We start from the raw sequence: 24437 nt of genomic DNA, 5'->3' as shown, positions 1-24437 counted from the left end.
CATAATTGGCACTGGCTTTACAAGCACCCTGTTGAGTTCTCAAAGAACAACCACACACCGACCAGAAGCCCCACCACGTGGAACCCCAACCGGGGCTATTTCCCGCTCCGCGACCGGCGCTATCAGCGCCAGGCACTTTTACTACGTTACCCGCTCGTTTCCACCGTGTCAAACCGATATTTCGCGGTTCGTCATGCTTCAACCGATAATGCGGGCACCATGTCGCAACCGGCTTGCGCCGCTCTCGTCATGGATTCGGCAGGCCGGCCGTCGCGATTTCCCGCGACCCGCCCGGTGCCCTGCCGGTTCGTAACCATACCCGGTCGGTTTCGCGGCGCCAAATCCGCCTCGCGGCGTTTCTGGCGGCACCTCCCGGTGGAGCTCCGGTGGGCGTGCCCACCCGACCCCCAGGTCGTTCGCCGGCGCTCCGGCCGCTTCAGGCTTTCGCCTGTTTCGTCCGTTCCGCGCTGGCAGAGAGAAAGTTACGCGTCCGGCGGGATGATCGTCAAATCCGCCGGACGCGTCCCCCGTCACATCGTCGACAGATGGCTATTCACCCAGCTCAACGCCAGCGAACGAACGCTTTCCACGGCGCAGCACCAGGTATCGCCCATGTAGAAGGTCGGTCGGCGACACCACGGCGTCCACAGCGGTCACCCGGTCGTTGTTGACGTAGGCGCCGCCCTCGGCGATCACCCGCCGAGCCTCCTTGAGGCCACTGACCAGACCGGAGTCGCGCAGCAGACCCGCCACATCCGGCAATTCGCCGGTGAGGCGTACGAGACCCGCCTCGGTCAGGGCCGCCCGCAGGGTCTCCGGCGCCAGCTCGTCCAACGAGCCGCGGCCGAAGAGCGCCTGACTGGCGGCGATCGCCTGTCGGGTCTCCTCGGCACCGTGCACCAGGGTGGTCAGCTCCTCGGCGAGCGCCCGCTGCGCCAACCGGGCCGCTGGCCGCTCGGCTGTCGCCTTGGCCAGCTCCTCCAACTCCTCGCGGGTCCGGAAGCTGAAGTACCGCAGGTAGCGGTCCACCTCCTGGTCCTCGACGTTGAGCCAGAACTGGTAGAACGCGTACGGGCTGGTCATCGTGGGGTCGAGCCAGACGGCGCCGCCCTCGGTCTTGCCGAACTTCGTGCCGTCGGACTTGGTGACCAGGGGCGTGGTGAACGCCTGCACCGGCCCCGCGCCCCGTCGGCGCACGTAGTCGACGCCGGCGGTGATGTTGCCCCACTGATCGGAGCCGCCGAACTGGAGCTGACAGCCGTGCCTGCGGTGCAACTCGAAGAAGTCGTTTGCCTGCAACAGCTGGTAGCTGAACTCGGTGAAGCTGATGCCGGTCTCCAGGCGGGCGCGCACCACCTCCCGCGCGAGCATCTTGTTCACCGGGAAGTGCTTGCCCACGTCGCGCAGGAACTCGACCACCGACATCTCGCCGGTCCACTCCAGGTTGTTGACCAACTGGGCCGCGTTCTCACCGGAGTACGACACGAACGGCGCCAGCTGGTCACGGATGCGCTCGACCCATCCGGCGATCACTTCGGGCGGGTTGAGGGTCCGCTCGGCGCTCTCCTTCGGGTCACCGATCTGCCCGGTCGCCCCGCCGACCAGCAGCAACGGGCGGTGGCCGGCGAGTTGCAGCCGGCGGGCCATGGTGACCTGCATGAGCGAGCCGACGTGCAGGCTCGCCGCGGTGGGGTCGAAGCCCACGTAGTACGTGGCGGACTTTCCACCGTCGAGCAGCTCGCGCAGCTCGTCGAGGCCGGTCGAGTCCTGGATCAGGCCACGCCAGAGCAGGTCGTCGGTCAGGGAGTCCCGCCCGGGCGGCGGAGGGCTGCTGTCGGTCACGGTCACCGATTCTCCCCCATCGCCGGCACCAACCCGTACCGGGTTTGGCGCAACCCGCCCCGGCTAGGCTTGCGCCCGTTGATCAAGGAGGGCTTTGCCATGGAGATTCCGGATCTGACGGGCGGTCTCGTCGCCCTGCTCGGCCTCAAGTTCGAGGAGGCCAGCGCCGACCGGGTGGTCATCAGCTGGCAGGTCCGCCCGGAGCTGCACCAGCCGTTCGGCATCCAGCACGGCGGGGTGTACTGCTCGGTCGTGGAGACCGCGGCCAGCGTGGGTGGCGCCCTCTGGCTGGCCGACCGGGGCAGCGTGGTCGGGGTGTCGAACCAGACCGACTTCCTGCGGGCCGTCCGGGACGGTGAGCTGAGGGCTGTCGGCACGCCGGTGCACCGCGGCCGCAGCCAGCAGCTCTGGCAGGTGGAGATCACCGACGCCGACGAGCGGCTGGTCGCCCGTGGTCAGGTCCGGCTGCAGAACCTCTCGCCCGCCTGAGCGGCGGCATTCGCCGGACCGGTCAACTGCGGGCCTCGTCCAGCATCGGCTCCGCGGCCTGGTCGGTGTCGGCGTCGCCGTCGGCGTCGTCGGGTACGCGGCTGAGCCGTACCTCGGTGATCGCCCGGTGGTCGATGCCGGCCACCATGAGCACCCAACCGTCGAGCGTGACGTCCTCCCCGGCGACGGTGGGGATGTGCCCGAGCCGGGTCAGCACCAGCCCGGCGACCGTGGTGTAGTCACCGGCCGGGCGCGACGGCAGCTCCACGCCGATGTCCGGCAGGTCGTGCACCGGGAAGGTGCCCGGCAGCACCAGCGCACCGTCGGGGTCGCGCCGCACCGAGCGCACATCCCGGTCGGTCTCGTCGTAGATCTCGCCGACGATCTCCTCCAGGATGTCCTCCAGCGTCACGATGCCGTCGACGGCGCCGCGCTCGTCCACGACGAGCGCGATGTGCTGACGCTCGGCCTTGAACTGGCGCAGCGCGTCCACCACCGGTAGCGAGTCGGGCAGCAGCATCGGCGGTCGGGCGATCTCGTCGACCGGCCGGTCGTCGGGCACACCCACCAGGTCACGCAGATGGATCACTCCGGCCGTGTCGTCCAGGCCGCCGTGGCGCACGACCGGAGCCCGGGAGTGCCCGGTGGCGGCCAGCACGAGCCGCGCGGCCTCCGCTGTGGTCCCGCTGTCGAGCGTGAAGACCTGCAACCGGGGTACGAGGACAGCCCGCAACCGCCGGTCGGCGATCTCCACGGCACCCGCGATGATGGTGCGCTGCTCCTTCGTGAAGCCGTGGTTGCCGGCGACGATGTCACGCAGCTCGTCCGGGCCGATCTCCTCCGGCTCGTGTTTGGGGTTGAGCCCGACCAGGCGGACCACCACGTCGCTGGTGGCGCCGAGCGCCCAGACGGCCGGCCGGGTGAGGCTGGCGAGCAGGTCGAGCGGGCGGGCCACCAGCAGCGCCCAGCGCTCGGCGGACTGCATGGCGATCCGCTTGGGCGCCAGCTCGCCGAAGACCAGGGTGACGAAGGTCAGCGCGAGGGTGACCGCCACGATGGCCACCGTCTCGGCGGCGCCGCCGAACACCCCGAGCAGCGGCACCAGGGGTTTTGCCAGCGAGACCGCCGCGGCGGCGGAGGCCAGGAAGCCGGCGAGGGTGATGCCGATCTGGATGGTGGCCAGGAAGCGGTTCGGGTCCTTGGCGAGCCGGGCCAGCACCCGCCCGGCCCGGCTGGTGCGCTCCAGCCGCTGGATCTGGCTGTCGCGCAGCGACACCAACGCCATCTCGCTGCCCGCGAAGAGCGCGTTGATCACGACCAGGACTCCGACCAGGGCCAGTTGGCTCCCGTAGCTCTGCACGCCCGGTTCGCTCCCTCGTGGTGGTGGCACCGGCCGCTACACGCGGCACCCGCCGGTCGGCGAGCCCGCCCGGCGTAGGCGTGTCTTTGCCCCGTCCGGCGCCGGCCGAATCCTGCCCCGGCGACGCTACGCCGAATCGGCGTCGGTGAGGCTGCGCCGGCAGGGGCGTCGGTGACGCTAGGCCGACTGGGGCGTCGGCGACGTCGGCAGGTCGAGGACGTACGAGTCGCCCTCCGGGCGGAAGCCGAGCCGGTGGTAGTAGGGGGCCACCATCCGCGGCGGGCTGACCACCCGGTGGAAGCCTCTTTCGGTGAACAGGTGGCTGCGCCGGTAGACGAACTCGCCCGGGGTGAAGTCACGGAACTTCGGGGTCACGTAGTCCAGGTCGATCTGGGCGACACCGTGCGCCTCGGCGTGCGACAGCACCACGCCGACCACCTCATCGGCAGTGACCACGAGGAACGCCGAGCGCCCCGACGCGTCCGGGTCCCAGTGGAAGCCGGGGTTGAACCGGGCGATGTCGGCGGCGTGCACCCGCAGCGTGTGGGCGAGGAACTGGTCACCGACGCCGACCTCCACCACCTGGTAGGTCTTCTCGTCGTGCCGGGTGGCGAGCATCCCGCGCAGGTACCAGAGGTTGATCACCGTAAGGACGATGTTGAGCCCGACCATGGGCCAGACCTCGATCGCGGCGTTGTAGCCGATCAACACGAGGCAGCCGACGAGGTTGAGCGCGCGCAGCCGCAGGATGCGCGACTGGAGCAGCGACCAGACGAGCACCGCGGAGCCGGCCCAGCCGACGAGATCCAACCAGTTCACGCCGCGAGACTAGTGCCCGCCCAGGTCAGGGCCGTCGGCGGGCAGCTCCAGCAGCCACTCCTCGACGTCTTCGCCGCGACCGTTGGCGTACCCCGAGTCTTCACCGACCACCACGAACCCGCACTTGCGCAGCACCGCGAGGGAGGCGGCGTTGTCCTTGGCGGCGCGGGCGTGCACCGGCCGGGGCAGCTCGCGCAGCAGGGCGGCCAGGGCCGCGGTGGCGTGGCCCCGACCCCAGCGCGCCGGGTCGATCCAGTAGCTGACCTCGGTCCGCCCCTCGGCCGGGAAGGCGGTCACGTAGCCGACCACCTCGCCGTCGACCTCGGCGGTGCGGACCAGGTTCGCCGGGTTGGTGAGGACCCGGGCCCAGTGTGCGGCGAACTCCCGACGGTCGGACGGGTCCTTGGGGCCGAAAGCGGCCATCCGGTTGGCCTCCGGGTCCTGCTGGTGCAGGAAGAACTCGACGAGGTCGTCCTCACGGACCGGGCGCAGCAGCAGATCGGAGGTCATCGGCCGAGGGTACGCAACGGCCGTGACACGAAGCGGCGGCGCGGAGTCAGCCGGCGGCGGCCACGGGCCGGCGCGTCCGGCCCCGCGGAGCGCCCGAGCGGTCGACAATGACCTGACCGACCCAGGGAGCGCCGATGAACCGACCTGTCGTGGTGGGCGTTGACGGATCGCCGTCCAGCCTCGTCGCCGCCGAACACGCGGCGCGGGCCGCCGTGCTCCGGTCCCGACCGCTGCTCCTGGTGCACGGCTACCTGCATCCGTCCGGCTACGGCGTGCCGCTCAACCCATACGACCTCGGGGTGCCGGCGCCGCCCGAGGAGGCGCAGCAGATGTTGGAGCGCACGGCGGCCGAGCTGACCGGCCGGTGGCCCGGCCTCGCCGTCGAGGTGCGTCAGGTCCTCGGAGGCCCGGCAGCCACCATGATCGAGGAGTCACGCCGGGCGGAGCTGGTGGTGGTGGGCAGCCGGGGCCTGGGCGGGTTCACCGGGCTGCTGCTCGGCTCGGTCGGCGCGCAGGTGGCCGCGCACGCCCACTGCCCGGCGCTTGTGGTCCGCCCGGACGAGCAGCCGATCCCGGTGGACGGCCCGGTGCTGGTGGGCGTGGACGGGTCCGAGTCGTCCCGGCTCGCCGCCGGCCTGGGCGCCGACGAGGCGGGGCTGCGGGACGTGCCGCTGGTGCTGGTGCACGTCGGTCCTCCGAACGAGGACCGGAGGGTGCCGGACGACATCGAGGAGTCGCAGGCCGTGTACCAGGCCGAGGCGGTGAAACTCCTCGCCGACGCCTCAGCCGTGGTGCGCGCCGAACACCCCGACCTTGTGGTGCGGGAGCATCCGGTCCGGGCGGACGGCGCGACCCAGGGGCTCATCGAGGCCAGCGCCACGGCGTCGCTGCTGGTCGTGGGCACCCGGGGCCGGGCCGGGTTCGCCGGTCTGCTGCTCGGCTCGGTCAGTCAGGCGGCGATCCAGCACGCGCACTGCCCGGTGCTGGTCGCCCACCCGGTCAGCTGACCGGCTCGCCGTCACCTCGGCCGAGCATCTGCAGGAAGTCGGTGGTGAGGGCGAACGGGTCGGCCGGACCGGTGGCCGGTGGCCGGCGCTCGATCTGGTCGGCCAGCTCCCCGGCGGCGCGCCGGATCCGAGCGCGCAACGCGCCGTCGGCGGTGCCGTCGGACCAGTCCTCCGGGGCGGCGAAGACCGCTGTCGGGACGACCACCGACCGCAGGTAGGCGAACATCGGGCGGACGGCGTGTTCCAGTGCCAGCGAGTGCCGGGCGGTGCCGCCGGTCGCGCCGATCAGCACCGGCCGGTCGACCATCGACTCGGAATCCAACACATCGAAGAAGGACTTGAACAGCCCGTTGTACGAGGCGCTGAAGATCGGGGTGACGGCGATGAGCCCGTCCGCCCCGGTCACCGTGTCGATGACCTCGCGCAGCGCTGCCGGCGCGAACCCGGTGAGCATGTTGTTCACCACGTCGTGGGCGTACTCGCGCAGGTCGACGACGTGCAGCTCCACTTCGGAGCCGCGCCGGACCAACTCGTCGCGGGTGGCCGCGGCGAGCTGGTCGGCGAGCAGCCGGGTCGACGAGGGCTGACTGAGCCCCGCCGAGACCACGGCCAGGGTGCGGCGGGTCATCGGGTCGCCCCCTCCGGCGCCTTGCCCGTCACGTCGTCGACGGCGTGCACGGTGCTGTCAGTGGCGCCGCCCGCGGCGACGACCAGCGAGGCGTGCGTCGGCGCTGCCGGCACGTGCGCCGGACGCAGCGCGGCGAACTCCTTGCGCAGCACCGGCACGACCTCCTCGCCGAGCAGGTCGAGCTGCTCCAGCACGGTCTTCAGCGGCAACCCGGCGTGGTCCATCAGGAACAGCTGCCGTTGGTAGTCACCGACGTACTCCCGGAAGCCGAGCGTGCGGTCGATGACCTGTTGCGGGCTGCCCACTGTCAGCGGGGTCTCCCGGGTGAACTCCTCCAACGACGGCCCGTGCCCGTAGACCGGGGCGTTGTCGAAGTAGGGCCGGAACTCCCGGACCGCGTCCTGCGAGTTGCGGCGCATGAACACCTGCCCACCGAGGCCGACGATGGCCTGGTCGGCGGAGCCGTGGCCGTAGTGCGCGTACCGCTGGCGGTAGAGCGCGATCATCCGCTGGGTGTGCTCCTTGGGCCAGAAGATGTGGTTGGCGAAGAAGCCGTCGCCGTAGTACGCGGCCTGCTCGGCGATCTCCGGGCTGCGGATCGAGCCGTGCCAGACGAACGGGGGCACGCCGTCGAGGGGCCGCGGCGTCGAGGTGAACGACTGCAACGGGGTGCGGTACTTGCCCTTCCAGTCGACCACGTCCTCGCGCCACAACCGGTGCAGCAGGTCGTAGTTCTCGATGGCCAGGGGGATGCCGGCGCGGATGTCCTTGCCGAACCACGGGTAGACCGGGCCGGTGTTGCCGCGGCCCATCATGAGGTCCACCCGGCCGTCGGAGAGGTGCTGGAGCATCGCGTAGTCCTCGGCGATCTTCACCGGGTCGTTGGTGGTGATCAGCGTGGTGGCGGTGGACAGCAGCAGCCGCTCGGTGCGCGCCGCGATGTAGCCGAGCATTGTGGTCGGTGACGACGGCACGAACGGCGGGTTGTGGTGCTCGCCGGTGGCGAAGACGTCCAGGCCGACCTCCTCGGCCTTCAACGCGATGGCGACCATCGCCTTGATCCGCTCATGCTCGGTCGGCTCCCGACCGGTGGTCGGATCGACAGTGACGTCACCGACGGTGAAGATTCCGAACTGCATGACCAGCTCCTCGCGTGTCAACCGGGTGCCGTCGTGGTACCCGGACGCAGCTCTCAACTTATTTGACGACGCAACTATTCCGTTGGCGGGCCGCCCCGCAGTGGCGCCGGTCACCCCGCCGCAACCCGACATCCCGTCGCAAAGTCGGCCCGTCAGCCGCCCGCCACCGAGGGCAGCACCTGCACCTCCGCGCCGTCCTTGACCGGGGTGGCCAGACCGCCGGAGTGCCGGCAGTCTTCCCCGTCGACGAAGACGTTGACGTAGCGGCGCAGCTCGCCGCGCTCGTCGCGGATGCGCCGGGCCAGCCGGGGGTGCGCGGCGGCCATCTCGTCGAGGACCGCCCGTAGCGTCCCGGCGGCGGTGACGTCCAGCCGACTCGCGCCCCCGGCCTCGCCGCGCAGCGGACCGGGCAGCAGCACGGTGACCACGCTCAGACCTCCGCGGCGCGAACGCAGAGCACGTCGGGCAGGTGCGCCGCGACCAACGACCAGGAGTCGCCCTCGTCGCGGCTGGCGAAGACCGAGCCGGAGCGGGTGCCGAAGTAGACCCCGGCGGAGGTGGCGTCGTCGGCGCACATCGCATCGCGTAGCACCGCCGGATAGAACGGGCCCTCGGGCAGCCCGACCGACAGCGGCTCCCACTTGCCGCCCGCGTCGACGGAACGGAACACCCGGCAGCGGTGGTCGGTCGGGTACCGCTCGCCGTCGGCCACCAACGGGAAGGTCCACACCGTGCCGCCGCGCCCCGGGTGGGCCACCATCGGGAAGCCGAAGTCGCTGGGCAGCCCATCGGCGATCGAGGACCAGGTGCGGCCGTCGTCATCGGAGCGGTAGACGCCGTGGTGGTTCTGCGCGTACAGCCGCTCGGGGTTGCCGGCGTCCCGGGCCACCTTGTGCACGCACTGGCCGAACTCCGGCCACTCGTCGGGCAGGAAGTAGGCGCGGATGCCGGTGTTGCCCGGCGTCCAACTCGCCCCGGCGTCCTCCGAGCGGTAGACCCCGCCGGTGGACATGGCGACAAGCAGCCGAGCCGGGTCACGAGGGTGGGGCAGCACCGTGTGCACCGCCTGACCGCCGAAGCCGCCCTCCCACTGCGGGCGGTGCGGGTGGTCCCAGAGAGAACGGACCAGCTCGAAGCTGCGGCCACCGTCGGTGGACTTGAACAACGCCGAGGGCTCCGTGCCCGCCCAGACGACGTCCGGCTCGTCGGGGCCGGCCGGCATCAACTGCCAGACCCGCCCGAGGGAGACGCCGGTGTCGGCCGGAAACGCGACAGGCGCCTGGTCGGGCTCGTCCCAGGAAACGCCGAGGTCGTCGCTGGTGGCGACGCTGGGGCCGAAGTGTGAGCTGGTCATGCCGGCCAGCAGCCGCGGGGTGGAACGACGGGTGTCGACAGCGACCGCGTAGACACCGGTCATCGGAAAGTGCGGACCGGTGATCTCCCAACTGCGCCGGTCGTCGGTGCTGGTGGCGAGAAACAATCCCTTGGCCGTGCCGATCGCGAGCAGTGTTGCCATGACGTCCTCCGAACCGCCGGTGAGCAGGTCCGGTGATTATGGCCACACCCCCCGACAGACTTCTGTGCCCACACGCGGACGGCGCGCTCAGCGCCGGATGCGGGGCACGTGCCGGCGGTACGCGCTGACCGTGGGGTCGCCGTCGAGCCAGAACCGCCAGGGCAGATCGTGGGCGCCGGTCACGCCGACCCGGGGGCCCGCCACCACCGTCTCCGGCGGCACCGGTCGGGCCGGCGGACGCAGGCGGACCGGGCCGTCGCCGAGCAGGTACGCCCCGTACGCCTCGCGGTCGATGCCGAGCGCGGAGCAGAGCCGGGCGGGCCCGCGGGCCAGGTCCACGTCCCGCCGGATGGCCGGCCGGCGCTCCCGTGCCGTGGGCAGCCCGTCGACCACCTCGCCGGCGCGCAGCAGCACGGCGGAGGCCTCCCCCTCGACCCCGGTGACCACGTTCATGCACCAGTGCATCCCGTAGGTGAAGTAGACGTAGGCGTGCCCGGCGGGGCCGAACATCACGGCGTTGCGCGGGGTGCGGCCCCGATGGGCGTGCGAGGCGGGATCACCGCCGCTTCCCGCGTACGCCTCGACCTCGGTGATCCGGACGGTGACCCCGCCGACGTGCAGCCGGCAGCCCAGCAGCCCGCGCGCCGCCGGCAGCAGTGGACCGGCGAGAAGGTCCGCCAGCGCCACCAGGTCGGCGGCGGTGCCGCGGTCACCGGACGACAGGGTCATGTCCCCGACGGTACCCATCCCGCCACCGGCCGGCGCGCTGACCTTTCCGCGCCGCCCGAACAAGACTCACGTCGCAGATCAGACAGTCGGCCGAACAGTGAAACCCGAGCACCGGCTCGGGAGTGTTCCCGATGTCGTCGCAGGGAGCGACGACACACACGGGAGGAAACCACCATGACCGTACGGAGCATCCGACGACCACTGATCGCCACCGGTCTCGTCGCGGCAGCCGCGACCCTGGCCTTCACCCCGTCGGCCAGCGCGAGCGTCCCACTGCGGGCCGCGGCGCAGGCCGACGACGCGTCTGTGAGCGCGTTCGTGGTCGGCGCCACGGGCAAGATCGAGGCGAAGGGCGCGGCGGCGATCGTGCCGGTCACCGTCACCTGCTCGAAGGCCGTCGACTTCGACCTCACGGTCAAGGTCGCGCAGGCGGTCGGCCAGACGATGCGCGCGGGCACGACGGTTCGCAGGGTCACCTGCGCGCAGGGCACCCAGCAGGTGCGGATCGCAGTGATCCCGGTCGAGCGTCCGTTCGCAGCGGGCGTCGCGTTCGGCGTGCTGACCGCGAGCCCCTGTGACCCGTACTGCACACCCATGCACGACGAGCGCCCGTTCAACCTGGCGTTCTGAGGCGTCGCCTGGCGGCACGGCATGCCCGTGCCGCCAGGCTTCAACAGTTCGTTGACAATCTTACGTTGATAAGGTGTGCTCGGGGTATGACGACCGAGGACATCTTCACCGCGCCGGACCCGGGCCGGGCCCGCGCGCACCGCACCCACGAGGCGTTGCAACGCATCAGCGAGCGGCACGCCGGCACCGACACGCGGCGGGGCCGGTGGGCCCACCCGTACGTGCTCGACCCGTGGGAGGCGGTCGCCCTGGTCACCGCGCTGGCCGCTGGCGGGGCCGAGCGCGAACCCGCGGAAGAGCCGATCGACGCCGCCGACCTGACCGCCGCGCTGACCCTGCTGCCCCACGTCCGCGCCGAGCTCGACGCCCTGGAGGCCGGCCTGCTGACGCTGGCCCGCGACCGGGGGCTGACCTGGCAGGCGATCGCCTACGGGCTGGGGTTGGGCAGCGCACAGGCGGCCCGGCAGCGCTACGAGCGGGTCGCCGCCCGCTCGGCCGAGCAGACCCCCTGATCCGGTACGTCCTCAAAACGACGCCCGGATCGGCACGCCGCGCCTACGACGGCTGCGGGGCGGGCACACTGTGCGCACGACGAGGAGGCACCCATGGAGCGCGCGGAGATGCTGGCGTACTGCCTGGCCAAGCCGGGAGCGTGGCTGGACCAGCCGTGGGAGGGCGACGAGGTGGTGAAGGTGGGCGGCCGGATCTTCGCGTTCCTCGGCAGCGACAACGGCAAGCCGACGGTCGGCATCAAGTGCGGGGCGACCCGGGAGGTGGCCGACGAGTGGCTGCACCGACACCCCGACGATGCCAGCGTGATGGCCTACATCGGCCGGTCCGGGTGGAACACGCTGCGCCTGGACGGCGGAATCGACGACGAGGAGCTGACCGAGGCGGTCGACTCGTCGTACGACATGGTGGTGGCGAAGCTCCCCAAGCGGGAGCGCCCGACGGCCTGAACCGCCGCGGCGCCGGCGGCCAGCGCCGACGCCACGGCACAGCTCAGCGCGGAACGACAGCCTCGGTGGCCCACTCCCGCCAACCGGCCAGCCGGTCCGCCGCGGCGGCGAGCTGATCGGCGACCGGGCCAGGGCCGGTGGAACCAGGTGTGGTCCGGGCCGCGAGAGCCGAACGGACCGAGAGCACGTCCCGCACCGACGGGTCGAGGTGCCCGCTGATCGCGGTCAGGTCCTCGTCGGAGACGTCGTTCAGCTCGCACTCCCGAGCCGCGCAGAGTGCCACCAACTGGCCGGTGATCTCGTGCGCGTCGCGGAACGGCACGTTGCGCCGGACCAGCCAGTCGGCGACCTCGGTGGCGAGGGAGAAGCCGACCGGGGCGGCGGCGACGAGGCGGTCCACCCGGACCGTCATCGTGGAGATCATTCCCGCCAGGGCCGGAAGCAGCAGCTCCAGGGTGTCGACCGCGTCGAAGGCCGGCTCCTTGTCCTCCTGCATGTCCCGGTCGTAGGTCATCGGCAGGCCCTTGAGCATGGTGAGCACCGTCACCAGGCCGCCGACCAGGCGCCCGGACTTGCCCCGGGCCAGCTCGGCGATGTCCGCGTTCTTCTTCTGCGGCATGATCGACGAACCGGTGGCGAAGGAGTCGTCCAGCTCCACCCAGCCGAACTCGTGCGAGGTCCAGAGCACCACCTCCTCGCCGAGCCGGGACAGGTGCACCCCGATCAGGGCGGTGGTGAAGAGGAACTCGGCCACGAAGTCCCGGTCGGCGACGGCGTCCATCGAGTTGGCGAACGACGTACGGAAGCCCAGCTCCTTCGCCACCGCCACCGGGTCCAGTGGGAGCCCGGACCCGGCCAGGGCGCCCGCGCCGAGCGGGCTGATCGCCGCCCGGTGGTCCCAGTCGCGCAGCCGCTCGAGGTCGCGCAGCAGCGGCTGCACGTGGGCGAGCAGCCAGTGCCCGAAGGTGACCGGCTGGGCGTGCTGGAGGTGGGTCATGCCCGGCGCGGCGGTGTCGATGTGCCGCTCGGCCTGCTCGACCAGCGCCTCCGCCAGCTCGACCAGGCGGCTGGCCACGCCCCGGGCGTGGTCGCGCAGGTAGAGCCGCAGGTCGGTGGCGACCTGGTCGTTGCGGGACCGGCCGGCGCGCAGCTTGCCACCGAGGCTGCCGAGACGCTCCAGCAGACCGCGTTCCAGCGCGGTGTGCACGTCCTCGTCGTCGATGGTGGGGCGGAACGTTCCGGAGGCGCAGGCGGCCTCCAGGTCGTCCAGCGCGGCCAGCATCCGGCCCAGCTCCTCCGGATCGAGCAGGCCCGCGCCAGCGAGGACCCGGGCGTGCGCCCGGGACCCGGCGATGTCGTACGGGGCCAGGCGCCAGTCGAACTGCACGCTCACCGACAGTCGGGCGAGCGCCTCGGCGGGGCCGCCCGCGAACCGGCCACCCCAGAGGCTCGTCCGGTTGGTGGCGGCGCTGTTCTCAGTCAGGCTCTTGTCGTCCACGTCGCCCATCATTGCGTTGGTTGCCTTTCGCTCGCGACTGCGGGGCCCGCTTGCCGCGCCTGCTCAGTCTCCGCGCTCACACATGTCACTGGCCGCCACCGCCCAGCCGGGCGTCCCGAGCGGCGGCCATCCGGCTCGGCAGCCCCCACAGCTGCACGAAGCCCTTGGCCAGGGACTGGTCGAAGGTGTCGCCGGTGTCGTAGGTGGCCAGCTGAAAGTCGTAGAGGCTCGCCTCGGAGCGCCGGCCGGTCACAGTGGCCCGGCCGCCGTGCAGGACCACCCGCACCTCGCCGCTCACGTGCCGCTGCGCGTCGTCGATGAACGCGTCCAGCGACGCCTTCAGCGGCGAGAACCACAGCCCGTCGTAGACGAGTTCGCCCCAGCGCTGGTCGACGCCCCTCTTGAACCGGGCCAGGTCCCGCTCGACGGTCACCGCCTCCAACTCCTGGTGGGCGGTGATCAGCGCGATCGCGCCGGGCGCCTCGTACACCTCTCGGCTCTTGATGCCGACCAGGCGGTCCTCGACCATGTCGAGCCGGCCCACGCCCTGCGCGCCGGCGCGCCGGTTGAGCTCCAGGATCGCCTGGTACGGGGTGACCGTCTCACCGTCGATCGCCACCGGCACGCCGCCGTCGAAGGTGATCACGACCTCGTCGGGGTCGCGCTCCTGGGTCGGGTCGGAGGTGTACGAGTAGAGGTCCTCGACGGGGGCGTTCCAGATGTCCTCCAGGAAGCCGGTCTCCACCGCGCGACCCCACAGGTTCTGGTCGATCGAGTACGGCGACCTGGCCGACACGTCGATCGGCAGCCCCTTCTCCTCGGCGAAGGCGATCGCCTTGTCCCTGGTCCAGGCGAAGTCCCGGGCCGGCGCGATGATCTTCAGGTCGGGGGCGAGCGCGTTCAGGCCCACCTCGAACCGGACCTGGTCGTTGCCCTTGCCGGTACAGCCGTGCGACACGATCGTGCCGCGGTGCTTGCGTGCCGCCGCCACCAGGTGCTTGACGATCAGCGGCCGGGACAGCGCCGACACCAGGGGGTAGCGGTCCATGTAGAGCGCGTTGGCCCGGATCGCCGGCAGGCAGTACTCGGCGGCGAACTCGTCGCGCGCGTCCACCACCTCGGACTCGGCGGCGCCGCAGTCCAGGGCACGCTGCCGGATGGCGTCGAGATCCTCACCGCCCTGCCCGACGTCGACAGCGACAGCGATCACCTCGGCGCCGGTCTGCTCGGACAGGTACGGAATGGCGACAGAGGTGTCCAACCCGCCGGAGTACGCGAGCACGACCCGCTCGGTCATGACGTGATGTTCCCTTCAGCGGTGTCTTCCCGGCGGGCCCAGCCGGCGAGCTTGTCTCCGAGTGCCGCCCCGCCGACGGCCTCACGGGCCACCACGAGGATGGTGTCGTCGCCGGCGATGGTGCCGACGATCTCGGGCAGGCCCGCCCGGTCCAACGCGCTCGCCAGGTACTGGGCCGCACCCGGCGGTGTCCGCAGCACGGCGATGTTGCCGCTGGAGTCGACTCCGTTGAGCAGTTCGCGCAGCAGCCGTACCAGCCTGGCCGGCGCGGCCTCGGCGTCGCGCAGCGGTCGCTGCCCGTCCTCGGGGATCAGGTAGACGGCCGGACCGTCGCCGCCGCGCACCTTGACCGCGCCCAACTCCTCCAGGTCCCGCGAGAGGGTGGCCTGGGTGACGCCGACCCCGTCGGCGGCGAGCAGGTCGGCCAGCTCGGTCTGCGACCGGATCGACCGGTCACGGATCAGCTCCACGATCCGGGCGTGCCGGGCGGCGCGAGTCAGCGGCGCTGTCATCGCTGCCCTCCGGTGACGGCTTCGCCGGTCGCCTGGCCTCCCGTGCCGGTTCCCAGCAGGAACGTCAACAGCGCCTTCTGCGCGTGCAGCCGGTTCTCCGCCTGGTCGAAGACCGCGCTCTGCGGGCCGTCGAGCACCTCGTCGGTGATCTCCTCACCACGGTGTGCGGGCAGGCAGTGCAGCACTATCGCGTCCGGTGCGGCCTGACCGAGCAGCTCCTTGTTGACCTGGTACGGCAGGAACGGGGTGATCCGGTCCAACCCGTCGGACTCCTGCCCCATCGACGTCCACGTGTCGGTGGCCAGCACGTCGGCGTCGCGTACCGCCTGGGTCGGGTCGGTCAGCACCCGCACCGACCCGCCGGTCCGCGCGGCGATCTGGGCGGCCCGTTCCACCACTGCCGTGTCCGGCGCGAAACCGGCCGGGCCGGCGATCCGCACGTGCATCCCGGCGGTCGCCCCGGCCAGCAGGTACGACTGCGCCATGTTGTTCGCGCCGTCCCCCACGTACGCCAGGGTGCGGCCGGCCGTGCCACCGCACCGCTCCCGGATGGTGAGCAGGTCGGCCAGCAGCTGGCACGGGTGGAAACCGTCGGTGAGCGCGTTGACCACCGGCACCGTCGCGCCCGCCGCCACCTCGGCGATCCGCTCGTCACCGTGGGTCCGCAGCACGATCGCCGCGACGTAGCGGGACAGCACGCGCCCCGCGTCGGCGAGCGACTCACCGCGACCGAAGTGGGTGACCTGGGTGTCCACCACCAGGGGGTGCCCACCCAGCTCGGCGATCCCGGCGTCGAACGAGATCCTGGTCCGCAGGCTCTGCTTGTCGAAGAGCACGGCCACCGAGCGGGGGCCGACCAGCGGCCGGTGGCCGAACCGGTCCGCCTTCATCAGCGCCGCCAGGTCGAGGACCGCTGACTGTTCGGCCGGCGAAAGGTCGTCGTCGCGCAGGAAGTGCCGGGTCATCGAGTCGTCCCCGTCGTGGTGGTCACTGTGGCTGGTGCGATCTGCGCGCCGGCAGCGGCCGGGGCGGTCGCGTCCAGTGCGGCCGGCAGCGCGGCAAGGAAGGTGTCCGCCTGGGCGGCGGTGAGGATCAGCGGCGGAGCCAACCGGACCACACCCGGCTGCACCGGGTTGACCAGGAAGCCGGCTTCCCGCAGCGCCTCGGCCAGCACCGACGACACCGGCGCGGTGAGCGCCACACCGAGCAGCAGCCCGGACCCGCGTACCTCGGCGATCAGCGGGTGGCCCAGCGCCTCGATACCGTGGCGCAAACGCTCGCCGACCCGCTTGACGTTGTCGAGCAGGCCCTCGTTGGCGATGGTCGCCACCACGGCGAGCGCCGCCGCGCAACTGACCGGGTTGCCGCCGAACGTCGTGCCGTGCGAGCCGGGCGTGAGCAGGTCCGCGGCGGGACCGAAGGCCAGCGTCGCACCGATGGGCAGCCCACCACCCAGCCCCTTGGCCAGGGTGACCACGTCCGGCTCCACACCCTCGGCCTGGTGCGCGAACCAGTGCCCGGTACGCCCGACGCCGGTCTGCACCTCGTCGAGGACCAGCAGCGCGCCGTGCCGGGCGGTGATCCGTCGGGCCGCGGCGAGGTAGCCGGCCGGCGGGACCACGACACCGTTCTCACCCTGGACGGGTTCCAGGATCACCATGGCAGTGGCCTCGGAGACGGCCGCGTCGAGGGCGGCGACATCGCCGTAGTCGACGTGGGTCACCTCGCCGGGCAGCGGCCGGAACGGGTCGGCCTTGGCCGGTTGGCCGGTCAGCGCGAGGGCGCCCATGGTGCGGCCGTGGAAGCCGCCAGTGGTGGCCACCACCTGGGTGCGGCCGGTACGCCGGGAAAGCTTGAACGCCGCCTCGTTCGCCTCCGCGCCCGAGTTGGCGAAGAACACCCGGCCCGGGCGGCCGGCGAGCGCCAACAGCAGCTCGGCGAGGGCGACCGGCGGCTCGGCCACATAGAGGTTGGAGACGTGTCCAAGGGTCGCTACCTGCTTCGACACCGCCGCCACCACGGCCGGGTGGGCGTGGCCGAGGGCGTTGACCGCGATGCCACCCACCAGGTCCAGGTACTCCCGGCCGGCGTCGTCGACCACGACCGCGCCGTGACCGGAGACCAACGCCATCGGCGGTGTGCCGTAGTTGTCCATCATGGAGTGCTTCCACCGCTGCGCCAACGTGCTCATGTCGCGTCCGTCCCGTCTCCCGGCACCACCATCGTTCCGAACCCTTCCGAGGTGAACACCTCAAGCAACGTGGAATGCGCCACCCGGCCGTCGACGACGTGCGCGGCGGGCACTCCCCCACGCACCGCCCGAAGGCAGGCCTCCATCTTCGGCACCATCCCCGACTCCAGGCTGGGCAGCAGCTTGGCCAGGTCGTCCGCGGCGATCTCGGAGACCAGGCTGGTGGTGTCCGGCCAGTCCGCGTACAGGCCGGCCACGTCGGTGAGCACTACCAGCTTGCGGGCCCGCAACGCGATGGCCAGCGCCGCGGCGGCGGTGTCCGCGTTGAGGTTGTGCAGCACACCCTCCACGTCCGGCGCCACAGTGGAGATCACCGGGATCCGGCCGGCCTCGATCAGGTCGGTCACCGCTGACACGTCGACCGACTCGACGTCCCCGACCTGACCCACGTCGACCGGGACCCCGTCCACGTACGCCGGACGTCGCACCGCTGTGAACAGCCGGGCGTCCTCGCCGGAGAGGCCGACGGCGTACGGACCGTGCGAGTTGATCAAACCGACCAGCTCCCGGCCCACCTGACCGACGAGCACCATCCGGACCACGTCCATCGCCTCGGCGGTGGTCACCCGCAGACCACCGCGGAACTCGCTGGCGATGCCGAGGCGACCCAGCATGGCGGAGATCTGCGGACCGCCGCCGTGCACCACCACGGGCTTCAGGCCGGCGTAGCGCAGGAAGACCATGTCGGCAGCGAACGCCCGCTGCAACTCCGGGTCGGTCATCGCGTTGCCGCCGTACTTGACCACCACCGTCGAGCCGCTGAAGCGTGCCAACCAGGGCAACGCCTCGATCAACGTCTCCGCCTTCACCTGCGCGCGAGCCAGATCGCTGCTGAGACTCACAGGGCCGGCCTTTCGTTCGTGACTGCGCGACTCCGCCGCGCTGCGTTCCTCGCGCTCACGTCGAGTACGCCGAGTTCTCGTGCACGTACGCGTGGGACAGGTCGTTGGTCCAGATCGTGGCGGCCGACGTACCAGCGTGCAGGTCGATCCGGATGGTCACGTCCCGCCCGGTCAGGTCGACCTTGGAGCGGTCCTCGGCGGCGGCGCCGCGGCGGCACACCCACACCCCGTTGACCGCCACGTCCACCTCGTCCGGCTCGAACGCGGCGGTGGTGGTGCCGACGGCGGCCAGGATCCGACCCCAGTTGGGGTCGTTGCCGAACAACGCCGTCTTGACCAGGTTGTTGCGGGCCACCGCGCGGCCCACCTCGACCGCCTCGTCCTCGTCCGCCGCGCCGACCACGTCGATGGCGATCTGCTTGGTGGCGCCCTCGGCGTCGGCCACCAACTGCTGGGCCAGGTCGTGACAGGCCGCGGTGACGGCGGCGGTCAGCTCGGCCGGCGTCGGCTCGATGCCGCTCGCGCCGCTGGCCAGCAGCAGCACGGTGTCGTTAGTGGACATGCAGCCGTCGGAGTCGACCCGCTCGAAGCTGACCCGGGTAGCCGCCCGCAACGCCTCGTCCAGCGTCGCCGGCCCGGCCACCGCGTCGGTGGTCAACACGCAGAGCATGGTGGCCATCCCGGGCGCGAGCATTCCGGCGCCCTTGGCCATGCCGCCGACCGTCCAGCCGCTCCCCCGGGTCACAGTGGTCTTCGGCCGGGTGTCCGTGGTCATGATCGCCTCAGCGGCGGCCGGGCCACCGTCGCGGGACAGCCCACGGATCGCCGAGCGGACGCCCGGCAGCAGCTTCGGCATCGGCAGCCGCTCACCGATCAGGCCGGTCGAGCAGACAGCGACCTCACCGGCGCCGAGGATCAACCGTGGGCTGACCGCTGTCAGCGCGGCGGCGGTGTGCTCGGCGGTGGCGTGCGTGTCCTGGAAGCCGGCCGGACCGGTGCAGGCGTTGGCACCACCGGAGTTGAGCACCACGGCGCGGACCACACCGCCCTGCACCACCTGCCGGGTCCAGAGCACCGGCGCGGCCTTGACCCGGTTGGTGGTGAAGACACCGGCCACACCGGCGTCCGGGCCGTCGTTGACCACCAGGGCCACGTCCGGGCCGCCGCCGGTCTTGAGGCCGGCGGCCACACCGGCCGCCCGGAACCCCCGAGGGGTGGTGACGCTCACGGGGTGACGCCCCACATCGACAGGCCCGTCGTCTCCGGCAGGCCGAGCATCAGATTGGCGTTCTGTACGGCCTGACCGGCCGCGCCCTTGCCCAGGTTGTCCAACGCGCTGAGCACGATCAGACGACCCGAGTCGACGTCGACGGTGGCCTGAAGGTGACACGAGTTGGAGCCCAGGGTGGCGGCGGTGTGCGGCCAGCGGCCCTCCGGCAGCACGTGCACGAACGGCGCGTCCGCGTACGCCCGGGCCAGCACCTCCTGCGGGTCGACGCCGCGCGCCGGCACCGCGGTGACGGTGGCCAGGATGCCGCGCGGCATCGGTGCCAGGACCGGGGTGAGCGACAGGCCGGTCGCGCCGGTGGCCTGCTTGATCTCCGGGACGTGCTGGTGGGTGCCCACCCGGTACGGCGACATGTCGCCCATCACCTCGCTGGCCAACAGGTGCGGCTTGGCCGCCCGGCCGGCGCCGGAGGTGCCGGAGGCGGCGACCACCACCACGTCGGCGGGGTTGGCCGCGCCGTCGGCGATCAGCGGCGCGAGCGCCAGGGTGATCGCGGCGGCGTAGCAGCCGGTGTTCGCCACCCGGGTGGAGCCGGCGATCAGCTCCCGCTGGCCGGGCAACTCGGGCAGGCCGTAGGTCCACTGGCCGGCGTGCGTGCCGCCGTAGTACTGCGCCCAGGCGTACGGGTCGGCCAGCCGGTGGTCGGCGCCCAGGTCGACGATCCGCACCTCGGCCGGAAGCTGGGCCGCGAGAGCCGCCGACTGGCCGTGCGGCAGGGCCAGGAAGACCAGGTCCGCGTCGGCCAGGATCGTCGGATCGGTCTCGCCGAGCACCAGGTCGAGCCCGGTGAGCTGCGGGTGCACCACGTCGACGCGGTGCCCGGCCTGGCTGTGTGCGGTGGCGGCGACAAGGTCGAACTCCGGGTGCCCGGCGATCAGGCGCAGGAGTTCACCCCCGGCGTACCCGCTCGCTCCGGCGACCGCGACTCGGATCCCCATACTCACCTCCGCATGACTATGCAGCGAAGATTAACAAGGACGACTCACGAGTGCAAGTTCATGCAGCCGAGTGCATGGTAATGAATAGATGAACCCCGTCGACCAACGCGCTGGGTGTCCCCTGCCAGACGAACCCGGCAGAGGACACCCCGTGTCAGTTCACCCGCTCGGACAACCCGTGCTGACGCTCGTACGTCCTCAGGGCCGCATCCCATGCCTCCGTGTATTCGCTCGGCCCCATACCGAGATCGCCGTGTCCACGCACCGCCTCACGAAGCAGTTTGATGAGCTCGGGAACGGTCTCTCGACGTTCCTCCACGTACCGGCGGAACACCTCGGCGAACTGCTCACCGGTCAACCGCGCCGCATGCGAGGTCACCGGATCGTCCTCAAGATTTTGCAGCACCGCACACCAGCGACGAGTCAGCTCGTCCGCCTGGGTCGCCCTGATCTTCTGCAACTCATGCTCACACTCAAGCCTGATCCGATCCTCCCAGTACGGCCGGAGCCGCTCTCGGACCCGCTCGTCCGGACTGACGCGAATGAGTACACCGAAGTGTGGCACCGCACCCTCGCGTGGCCAACGCTGACCACCGAGATGGCCGTTCAGCACACGCTCAAGATCATGCGAGCGGTGCGGCTCATGTTCACGGGCCACGTCCACCGCCCGTTCCCGAACAATCCCGGCAGCCCACCCCAGGTAGCGCTCTGCGCGGAGCCGAAGCTCCTCGTAGGTCATGTTCTGCGCGGTCCAGTTGAAAACGACGTGCAGCCGGAAGTCGAACGCGTCCCCCTTGGCCGGCACCAGGATCGGCCCTGGGACGTCCTGACGGAACGTCGCCGTGGTGGGGACGACTGGCGGTGGTGGGGGTGGCGGAAGGGGAAGCTCAGCTGGCGGAAAGAGCACATGCCACCAACGACGACGGTCCACCTGTGTGGGTACGGGTGGTCTGGTGCCGGGACCACCAGGCGGATTCATGATCATGGCATCTCCTCATCGATCAGGCGTTGTACGTCGTCGAGCAGGTCGTTGTGGGGCATCACGGGACGCCATACGTGGTGGAGCTGATGGTCCAGGCGATGACGCAGTGCAGGCTGTCCAGCGATCACGTGGCGCACGAGCTGAAGGCAGTGGCCGGCGACGACCGGCTGCCCGTCCGCCCGGTCCAGCCAGAATCCGAGGGTCCGCCACGAGCGGTATGCCGTCCACGGCAGGCTGAGCGCGGTCGCCCAGAGCACGGCCAGGTCGGCCAGACGAACTGTTCCCTGATCGACCAGGTACAGCAGCTCCGGCCAGTGTTCTCTGGGCGGTTCCGCCCAACGGTCCGCGAGCACCCGCAGAGTCCGTGCGGCGTGGAGTTGCACCTCGGGATCGGCGGCCGCGGTCCAACCCACCAGCGCCGGCACGACGCTTGCCGCGTGACCATTGCGGTACACCTCGACCAGCCCTCGGACGACGGAGTTGTTCCACCGCTGCATCCGGGCATGCGCCACCTGGCGCAACTGCACCAACGCCGCATCCGGCCAGAGCTGGGCCAGCCCCAGGCTGTACGCGCGCGCCACGGTGTCGCGGAGATGAGCTGCCGGGCCGGCGGTCCACCTACCGAGTTCGGTTCGGACCCGATGGTGCAACGTCGGCTGCATGGCCATGGCGACCAGCACGATGGCCGCGGCCTGCCGAACCCCGGCGCGCCGTTCCCGGGCCAATACTCCGACCGTGTCGAGGGCCGCTTGCACGTCACGGGTCGCCGACCAACCGATGGCTCCGGCGGCGGCCTGTCGGACCGCCGGAAGGTCTCCCCGGATCAGGTCTGCCAGCCAGTCGAGGAGCTCAGCCGGAGACCACCATTCAGTCCATGCGACTTCCAGCAGCGCCGATCTGAGCGGCTCCGTCTTCACCGGGAAGTCGATCCGGCACCCACCCGGCACGCGTACGTCGTTCAGCCGGGTGACGGCCTGGCTCAGTGTCGACCCCAACAACGCCTCGATCGCCGACGCACGAAGGGGCGCACCGGTCGACGTCACTTCTTGGAAATGCAGTCGGGCCAGACGTTGAGCTGCGTGGTGAATCTCGGCCACGGGCTGTCCGGCAAGCACGGCGCAGGAGAGGCGGAACGCTCGCACCTCCTCGTTGGTGAACCCGTCGATCTCATCGCCGCCGCGTCGCAGGTCGAGGATCTCGACGGCTCGCTCTCGAAGTTGAAGCGGCAGAAACTGCTCCAGCCGCTCGGTCAGGGTGCCAGCCTTGGGAACGGTCCGAGCGATCGTCTCGACAACCTTCAGGACTTCGCTGGGTGAGGGTTCTCCGGCCAGGTAAGCCGACAACAGTGGATGTTCGGCGCAGTCGACGTCCACGTACCGCTCCAGGCAACGCCCGTCGCACGTGTCCACGCACCAGCCGACACACCGCCCGCTGAGTTGACGGCGAAGTTGCGCCCGAAACACCTCAGCTGCCGGGGCTGCACGGTGTTCCACAACGTGGCCGACGAGGTCGTGTCTCCGTCGGGAGAAGTCCCCTGCCAGGACCAGTGTCGTGCCTGACGTCGCAGCCCTGGCAGCTAGCGCCACGAGTGTGAACCCGTCGACCTCGCGGAGTCCAAGCTCGCTCAGCCGGAGCACGTAGCCGTGACCGGCGGGCAATGGCGTCTCAGCGCCGAGCAGATCGGACAACTGCTCGACACCGAGCACACGGACCCGGCCAAAGCCGTGTTTCCGTGCCACCGCCAGGGTGGCCGAGGTAATCAGTCCACTCCCGACCGGACCGGAGAGGCAGACCAGGTAGTGGTGCTGGAGGTGGTGGTCGAGCCGGTGATCACTGGGCGTGTGCGCGTACCCGCTGGCGATCTCGCGGACGCTGGCCTCGACCAGACTTTCGAACCAGACGCGCCCAGCGCCGTCGGATCGTGCAGCGGTGACGTTGACCGTGCCAATCGCGACGGCGCCATGTCCGGTAGCGTTCTGCCCCTGAACCCGAACATCACCGACGTCGATGCTCGACCTACCCAGTAGGCCGGCGAGCCCGCGCAGCACGTCGGTCGGGTCAAGGAGATCCTCAGGTTCGTCCGCCTCCTCCTCCGGCGGCTCCTCGGGTAGGTCCTCTGCCGAGCCCGGCTTCCCCTCGCCATCGCCGGAACCTGTTGCTGTCGATCCGTCCCGCGATCCGCCCAGCACACCATCGTCGGCGTCACCACTCGGGTCATCGAGTGCTGGCGCCTCCGACACGTCGTGCAGCAGGTTCTCCAGATCCCAATCCGTCCCAGCGGAGGCAGTGAAGTGCCGACCGGTCATCGGGGATCGCCTCGCCTCGTGCCGAAGTTCGCGTCGCGACCGAGCGAGCCGATCGCCGTCGCACCGTGGCCGATCGCGTTCTGCCCCTTGACGCGGATATCGCCGGTACGAATTCCACCGTGACCTGTCGCGCTGTTCGCTGCCTGTGCCTCGCCGTTGTCCGTAGGCCCCTCCGCAGCCTGGGCGGGGCCTTCTCCATCGGTCGGCACGACGCCCGGGACCGAGGCGCCGCTGAGATCCTCGTCCACCACACAGAGCCAGGCGTACTCGCGGAATTCCTTGTCCGGATGGGCCACCTCGACCCGCACGAAACGCTCAGGCCGCATCTCTTCCGGATACTCGCTGACCACGTCCCGGAAGATCTCGGTCGAGACGACGAGCGCCACCCCGGCCCCGGGAAAGGCTGCCAGGGCCTTCTTCACCGGATCGGCTTCGCAGAGGCGACAGACGAAGACGACGGCGTTGCCGGGGAAGCCGTTCGCACCGTCCAGGTGCACCAAACCCTGGTGCACGGCCACCCGGAGTCGAATTCGGGCAACGGGGAGGCGGCTACTGTTGTGGTCGCGCAGCCGCCGGTTCAGCTCCGGCACGAACCTACCGATGACACGAGACTCGGACACCTCGCGGGGCACGATTGCCAGCTCGCCGTCGCCCGCCTGCTGCGTAGTCCAGGCCACACGGTCCAGGCCGACAGCGCCAGCGGCCTCGTGCAGCAGCTCTCGAAAATGCCGTTGCGCCTCATACTGTTGCAGGTTGCTGCGTCGGCTGTACCGTTCCATATCTACGGAGATCAACAGTCGCCGTTCGGGATGTTGCATCAAGTTCCCGCCCTTCGTCACCCGGCTCGCCCCACGGGCAAGCGCCGCAGGAGCCATCGAACCGTCGGGGACTGATC

The 24437-nt window shown here is 71.0% G+C and carries 25 protein-coding genes; 5 read left to right on the top strand and 20 right to left on the bottom strand.

Annotated features, from left to right (window positions below):
- Positions 1-549 precede the first annotated feature (549 nt).
- Entirely contained in the window at positions 550-1842 is a 1293-nt protein-coding gene (gene tyrS, locus AB0B98_RS29250; RefSeq protein ID WP_357366750.1) for a tyrosine--tRNA ligase, read from the bottom strand.
- Positions 1843-1941: 99 nt separating this feature from the next.
- Between tyrS and AB0B98_RS29245 the strand changes: the two genes are divergently transcribed.
- A complete protein-coding gene (locus AB0B98_RS29245) occupies positions 1942-2331 on the top strand; it encodes a PaaI family thioesterase (RefSeq protein ID WP_238671085.1) in 390 nt (129 codons plus the stop codon).
- 22 nt (positions 2332-2353) lie between these two features.
- Here the strand turns inward: AB0B98_RS29245 and AB0B98_RS29240 are convergent, their stop codons facing one another.
- From AB0B98_RS29240 to AB0B98_RS29230, 3 genes are all read right to left on the bottom strand, one after another.
- Positions 2354-3691, bottom strand: a complete 1338-nt coding sequence (locus tag AB0B98_RS29240; protein WP_357366739.1) for a hemolysin family protein — start codon at positions 3689-3691, stop codon at positions 2354-2356.
- A gap of 177 nt (positions 3692-3868) precedes the next feature.
- Complete coding sequence (locus tag AB0B98_RS29235; RefSeq protein WP_357366737.1) at positions 3869-4510, bottom strand: hypothetical protein; 642 nt, start codon at positions 4508-4510, stop codon at positions 3869-3871.
- Positions 4511-4519: 9 nt separating this feature from the next.
- The gene (locus AB0B98_RS29230; protein WP_357366735.1) at positions 4520-5020 is read right to left on the bottom strand and encodes a GNAT family N-acetyltransferase; all 501 of its coding nucleotides are present in this window, start codon (positions 5018-5020) and stop codon (positions 4520-4522) included.
- A gap of 134 nt (positions 5021-5154) precedes the next feature.
- On the opposite strand from AB0B98_RS29230, the gene AB0B98_RS29225 reads away from it, so the two are divergent.
- The gene (locus AB0B98_RS29225; protein WP_357366733.1) at positions 5155-6027 is read left to right on the top strand and encodes a universal stress protein; all 873 of its coding nucleotides are present in this window, start codon (positions 5155-5157) and stop codon (positions 6025-6027) included.
- Here the strand turns inward: AB0B98_RS29225 and AB0B98_RS29220 are convergent.
- The 5 genes from AB0B98_RS29220 to AB0B98_RS29200 form a co-directional block, all read right to left on the bottom strand.
- Positions 6020-6655: an FMN reductase gene (locus tag AB0B98_RS29220; RefSeq protein WP_357366732.1), complete on the bottom strand. Its 636-nt coding sequence runs from the start codon at positions 6653-6655 to the stop codon at positions 6020-6022. The genes AB0B98_RS29225 and AB0B98_RS29220 overlap by 8 nt on opposite strands.
- The gene (locus AB0B98_RS29215; RefSeq protein WP_238671091.1) at positions 6652-7794 is read right to left on the bottom strand and encodes an LLM class flavin-dependent oxidoreductase; all 1143 of its coding nucleotides are present in this window, start codon (positions 7792-7794) and stop codon (positions 6652-6654) included. Before AB0B98_RS29215 ends, AB0B98_RS29220 begins: the two co-directional genes overlap by 4 nt.
- 152 nt (positions 7795-7946) lie before the next feature.
- The gene (locus tag AB0B98_RS29210) at positions 7947-8222 is read right to left on the bottom strand and encodes a ubiquitin-like small modifier protein 1 (protein WP_238671092.1); all 276 of its coding nucleotides are present in this window, start codon (positions 8220-8222) and stop codon (positions 7947-7949) included.
- A 2-nt stretch (positions 8223-8224) separates the two neighbouring features.
- On the bottom strand, positions 8225-9310 hold the full coding sequence (locus AB0B98_RS29205; protein ID WP_357366729.1) for an exo-alpha-sialidase: 1086 nt from the start codon (positions 9308-9310) through the stop codon (positions 8225-8227).
- A gap of 87 nt (positions 9311-9397) precedes the next feature.
- Entirely contained in the window at positions 9398-10039 is a 642-nt protein-coding gene (locus AB0B98_RS29200) for a DNA-3-methyladenine glycosylase (RefSeq protein ID WP_357366727.1), read from the bottom strand.
- A gap of 174 nt (positions 10040-10213) precedes the next feature.
- On the opposite strand from AB0B98_RS29200, the gene AB0B98_RS29195 reads away from it, so the two are divergent.
- The 3 genes from AB0B98_RS29195 (at position 10214) to AB0B98_RS29185 (ending at position 11628) form a co-directional block, all read left to right on the top strand.
- A complete protein-coding gene (locus AB0B98_RS29195; protein WP_357366725.1) occupies positions 10214-10669 on the top strand; it encodes a hypothetical protein in 456 nt (151 codons plus the stop codon).
- Between the two features lie 86 nt (positions 10670-10755).
- The gene (locus AB0B98_RS29190) at positions 10756-11181 is read left to right on the top strand and encodes a DNA-binding protein (RefSeq protein ID WP_210786251.1); all 426 of its coding nucleotides are present in this window, start codon (positions 10756-10758) and stop codon (positions 11179-11181) included.
- Positions 11182-11274: 93 nt separating this feature from the next.
- Positions 11275-11628, top strand: coding sequence for an MmcQ/YjbR family DNA-binding protein (locus AB0B98_RS29185; protein ID WP_238671096.1), 354 nt, complete (start codon positions 11275-11277; stop codon positions 11626-11628).
- Between the two features lie 43 nt (positions 11629-11671).
- On the opposite strand, the gene argH is transcribed toward AB0B98_RS29185, so the two are convergent.
- From argH to AB0B98_RS29130, 11 genes are all read right to left on the bottom strand, one after another.
- A complete protein-coding gene (gene argH, locus AB0B98_RS29180) occupies positions 11672-13135 on the bottom strand; it encodes an argininosuccinate lyase (RefSeq protein ID WP_238671097.1) in 1464 nt (487 codons plus the stop codon).
- Positions 13136-13211: 76 nt separating this feature from the next.
- Complete coding sequence (locus AB0B98_RS29175; RefSeq protein ID WP_357366723.1) at positions 13212-14423, bottom strand: argininosuccinate synthase; 1212 nt, start codon at positions 14421-14423, stop codon at positions 13212-13214.
- Entirely contained in the window at positions 14420-14935 is a 516-nt protein-coding gene (locus AB0B98_RS29170) for an arginine repressor (RefSeq protein WP_238671099.1), read from the bottom strand. The genes AB0B98_RS29175 and AB0B98_RS29170 overlap by 4 nt, the downstream gene beginning before the upstream one ends.
- The gene (argF, locus tag AB0B98_RS29165; RefSeq protein ID WP_357366721.1) at positions 14932-15900 is read right to left on the bottom strand and encodes an ornithine carbamoyltransferase; all 969 of its coding nucleotides are present in this window, start codon (positions 15898-15900) and stop codon (positions 14932-14934) included. Before argF ends, AB0B98_RS29170 begins: the two co-directional genes overlap by 4 nt.
- Entirely contained in the window at positions 15897-17126 is a 1230-nt protein-coding gene (locus AB0B98_RS29160; protein ID WP_357366719.1) for an acetylornithine transaminase, read from the bottom strand. The genes argF and AB0B98_RS29160 overlap by 4 nt, the downstream gene beginning before the upstream one ends.
- Positions 17123-18028, bottom strand: a complete 906-nt coding sequence (argB, locus tag AB0B98_RS29155) for an acetylglutamate kinase (RefSeq protein WP_238671102.1) — start codon at positions 18026-18028, stop codon at positions 17123-17125. The genes AB0B98_RS29160 and argB overlap by 4 nt, the downstream gene beginning before the upstream one ends.
- A gap of 55 nt (positions 18029-18083) precedes the next feature.
- Positions 18084-19256 (bottom strand): bifunctional glutamate N-acetyltransferase/amino-acid acetyltransferase ArgJ, encoded by a 1173-nt coding sequence (gene argJ / locus AB0B98_RS29150; RefSeq protein ID WP_357366717.1) that lies wholly within the window; start codon positions 19254-19256, stop codon positions 18084-18086.
- The gene (gene argC / locus AB0B98_RS29145; RefSeq protein ID WP_357366715.1) at positions 19253-20254 is read right to left on the bottom strand and encodes an N-acetyl-gamma-glutamyl-phosphate reductase; all 1002 of its coding nucleotides are present in this window, start codon (positions 20252-20254) and stop codon (positions 19253-19255) included. The genes argJ and argC overlap by 4 nt, the downstream gene beginning before the upstream one ends.
- Before the next feature lie 154 nt (positions 20255-20408).
- Positions 20409-21239 carry a hypothetical protein gene (locus tag AB0B98_RS29140; RefSeq protein ID WP_357366714.1) on the bottom strand — a complete coding sequence of 277 codons (831 nt, stop codon included), beginning with the start codon at positions 21237-21239 and terminating at the stop codon, positions 20409-20411.
- Positions 21236-23542, bottom strand: a complete 2307-nt coding sequence (locus tag AB0B98_RS29135; protein WP_357366712.1) for a HEAT repeat domain-containing protein — start codon at positions 23540-23542, stop codon at positions 21236-21238. The genes AB0B98_RS29140 and AB0B98_RS29135 overlap by 4 nt, the downstream gene beginning before the upstream one ends.
- A complete protein-coding gene (locus AB0B98_RS29130; RefSeq protein WP_357366710.1) occupies positions 23539-24360 on the bottom strand; it encodes a hypothetical protein in 822 nt (273 codons plus the stop codon). Before AB0B98_RS29130 ends, AB0B98_RS29135 begins: the two co-directional genes overlap by 4 nt.
- Between the last annotated feature and the right edge of the window lie 77 nt (positions 24361-24437).

Origin of the sequence: Micromonospora sp. NPDC048947, assembly GCF_040649495.1 — a bacterium.
Taxonomy (GTDB): Bacteria; Actinomycetota; Actinomycetes; order Mycobacteriales; family Micromonosporaceae; genus Micromonospora; species Micromonospora alfalfae.
Note: the sequence above shows the minus strand (reverse complement) of the source record. Positions and strands in the feature narration are given on the sequence as shown.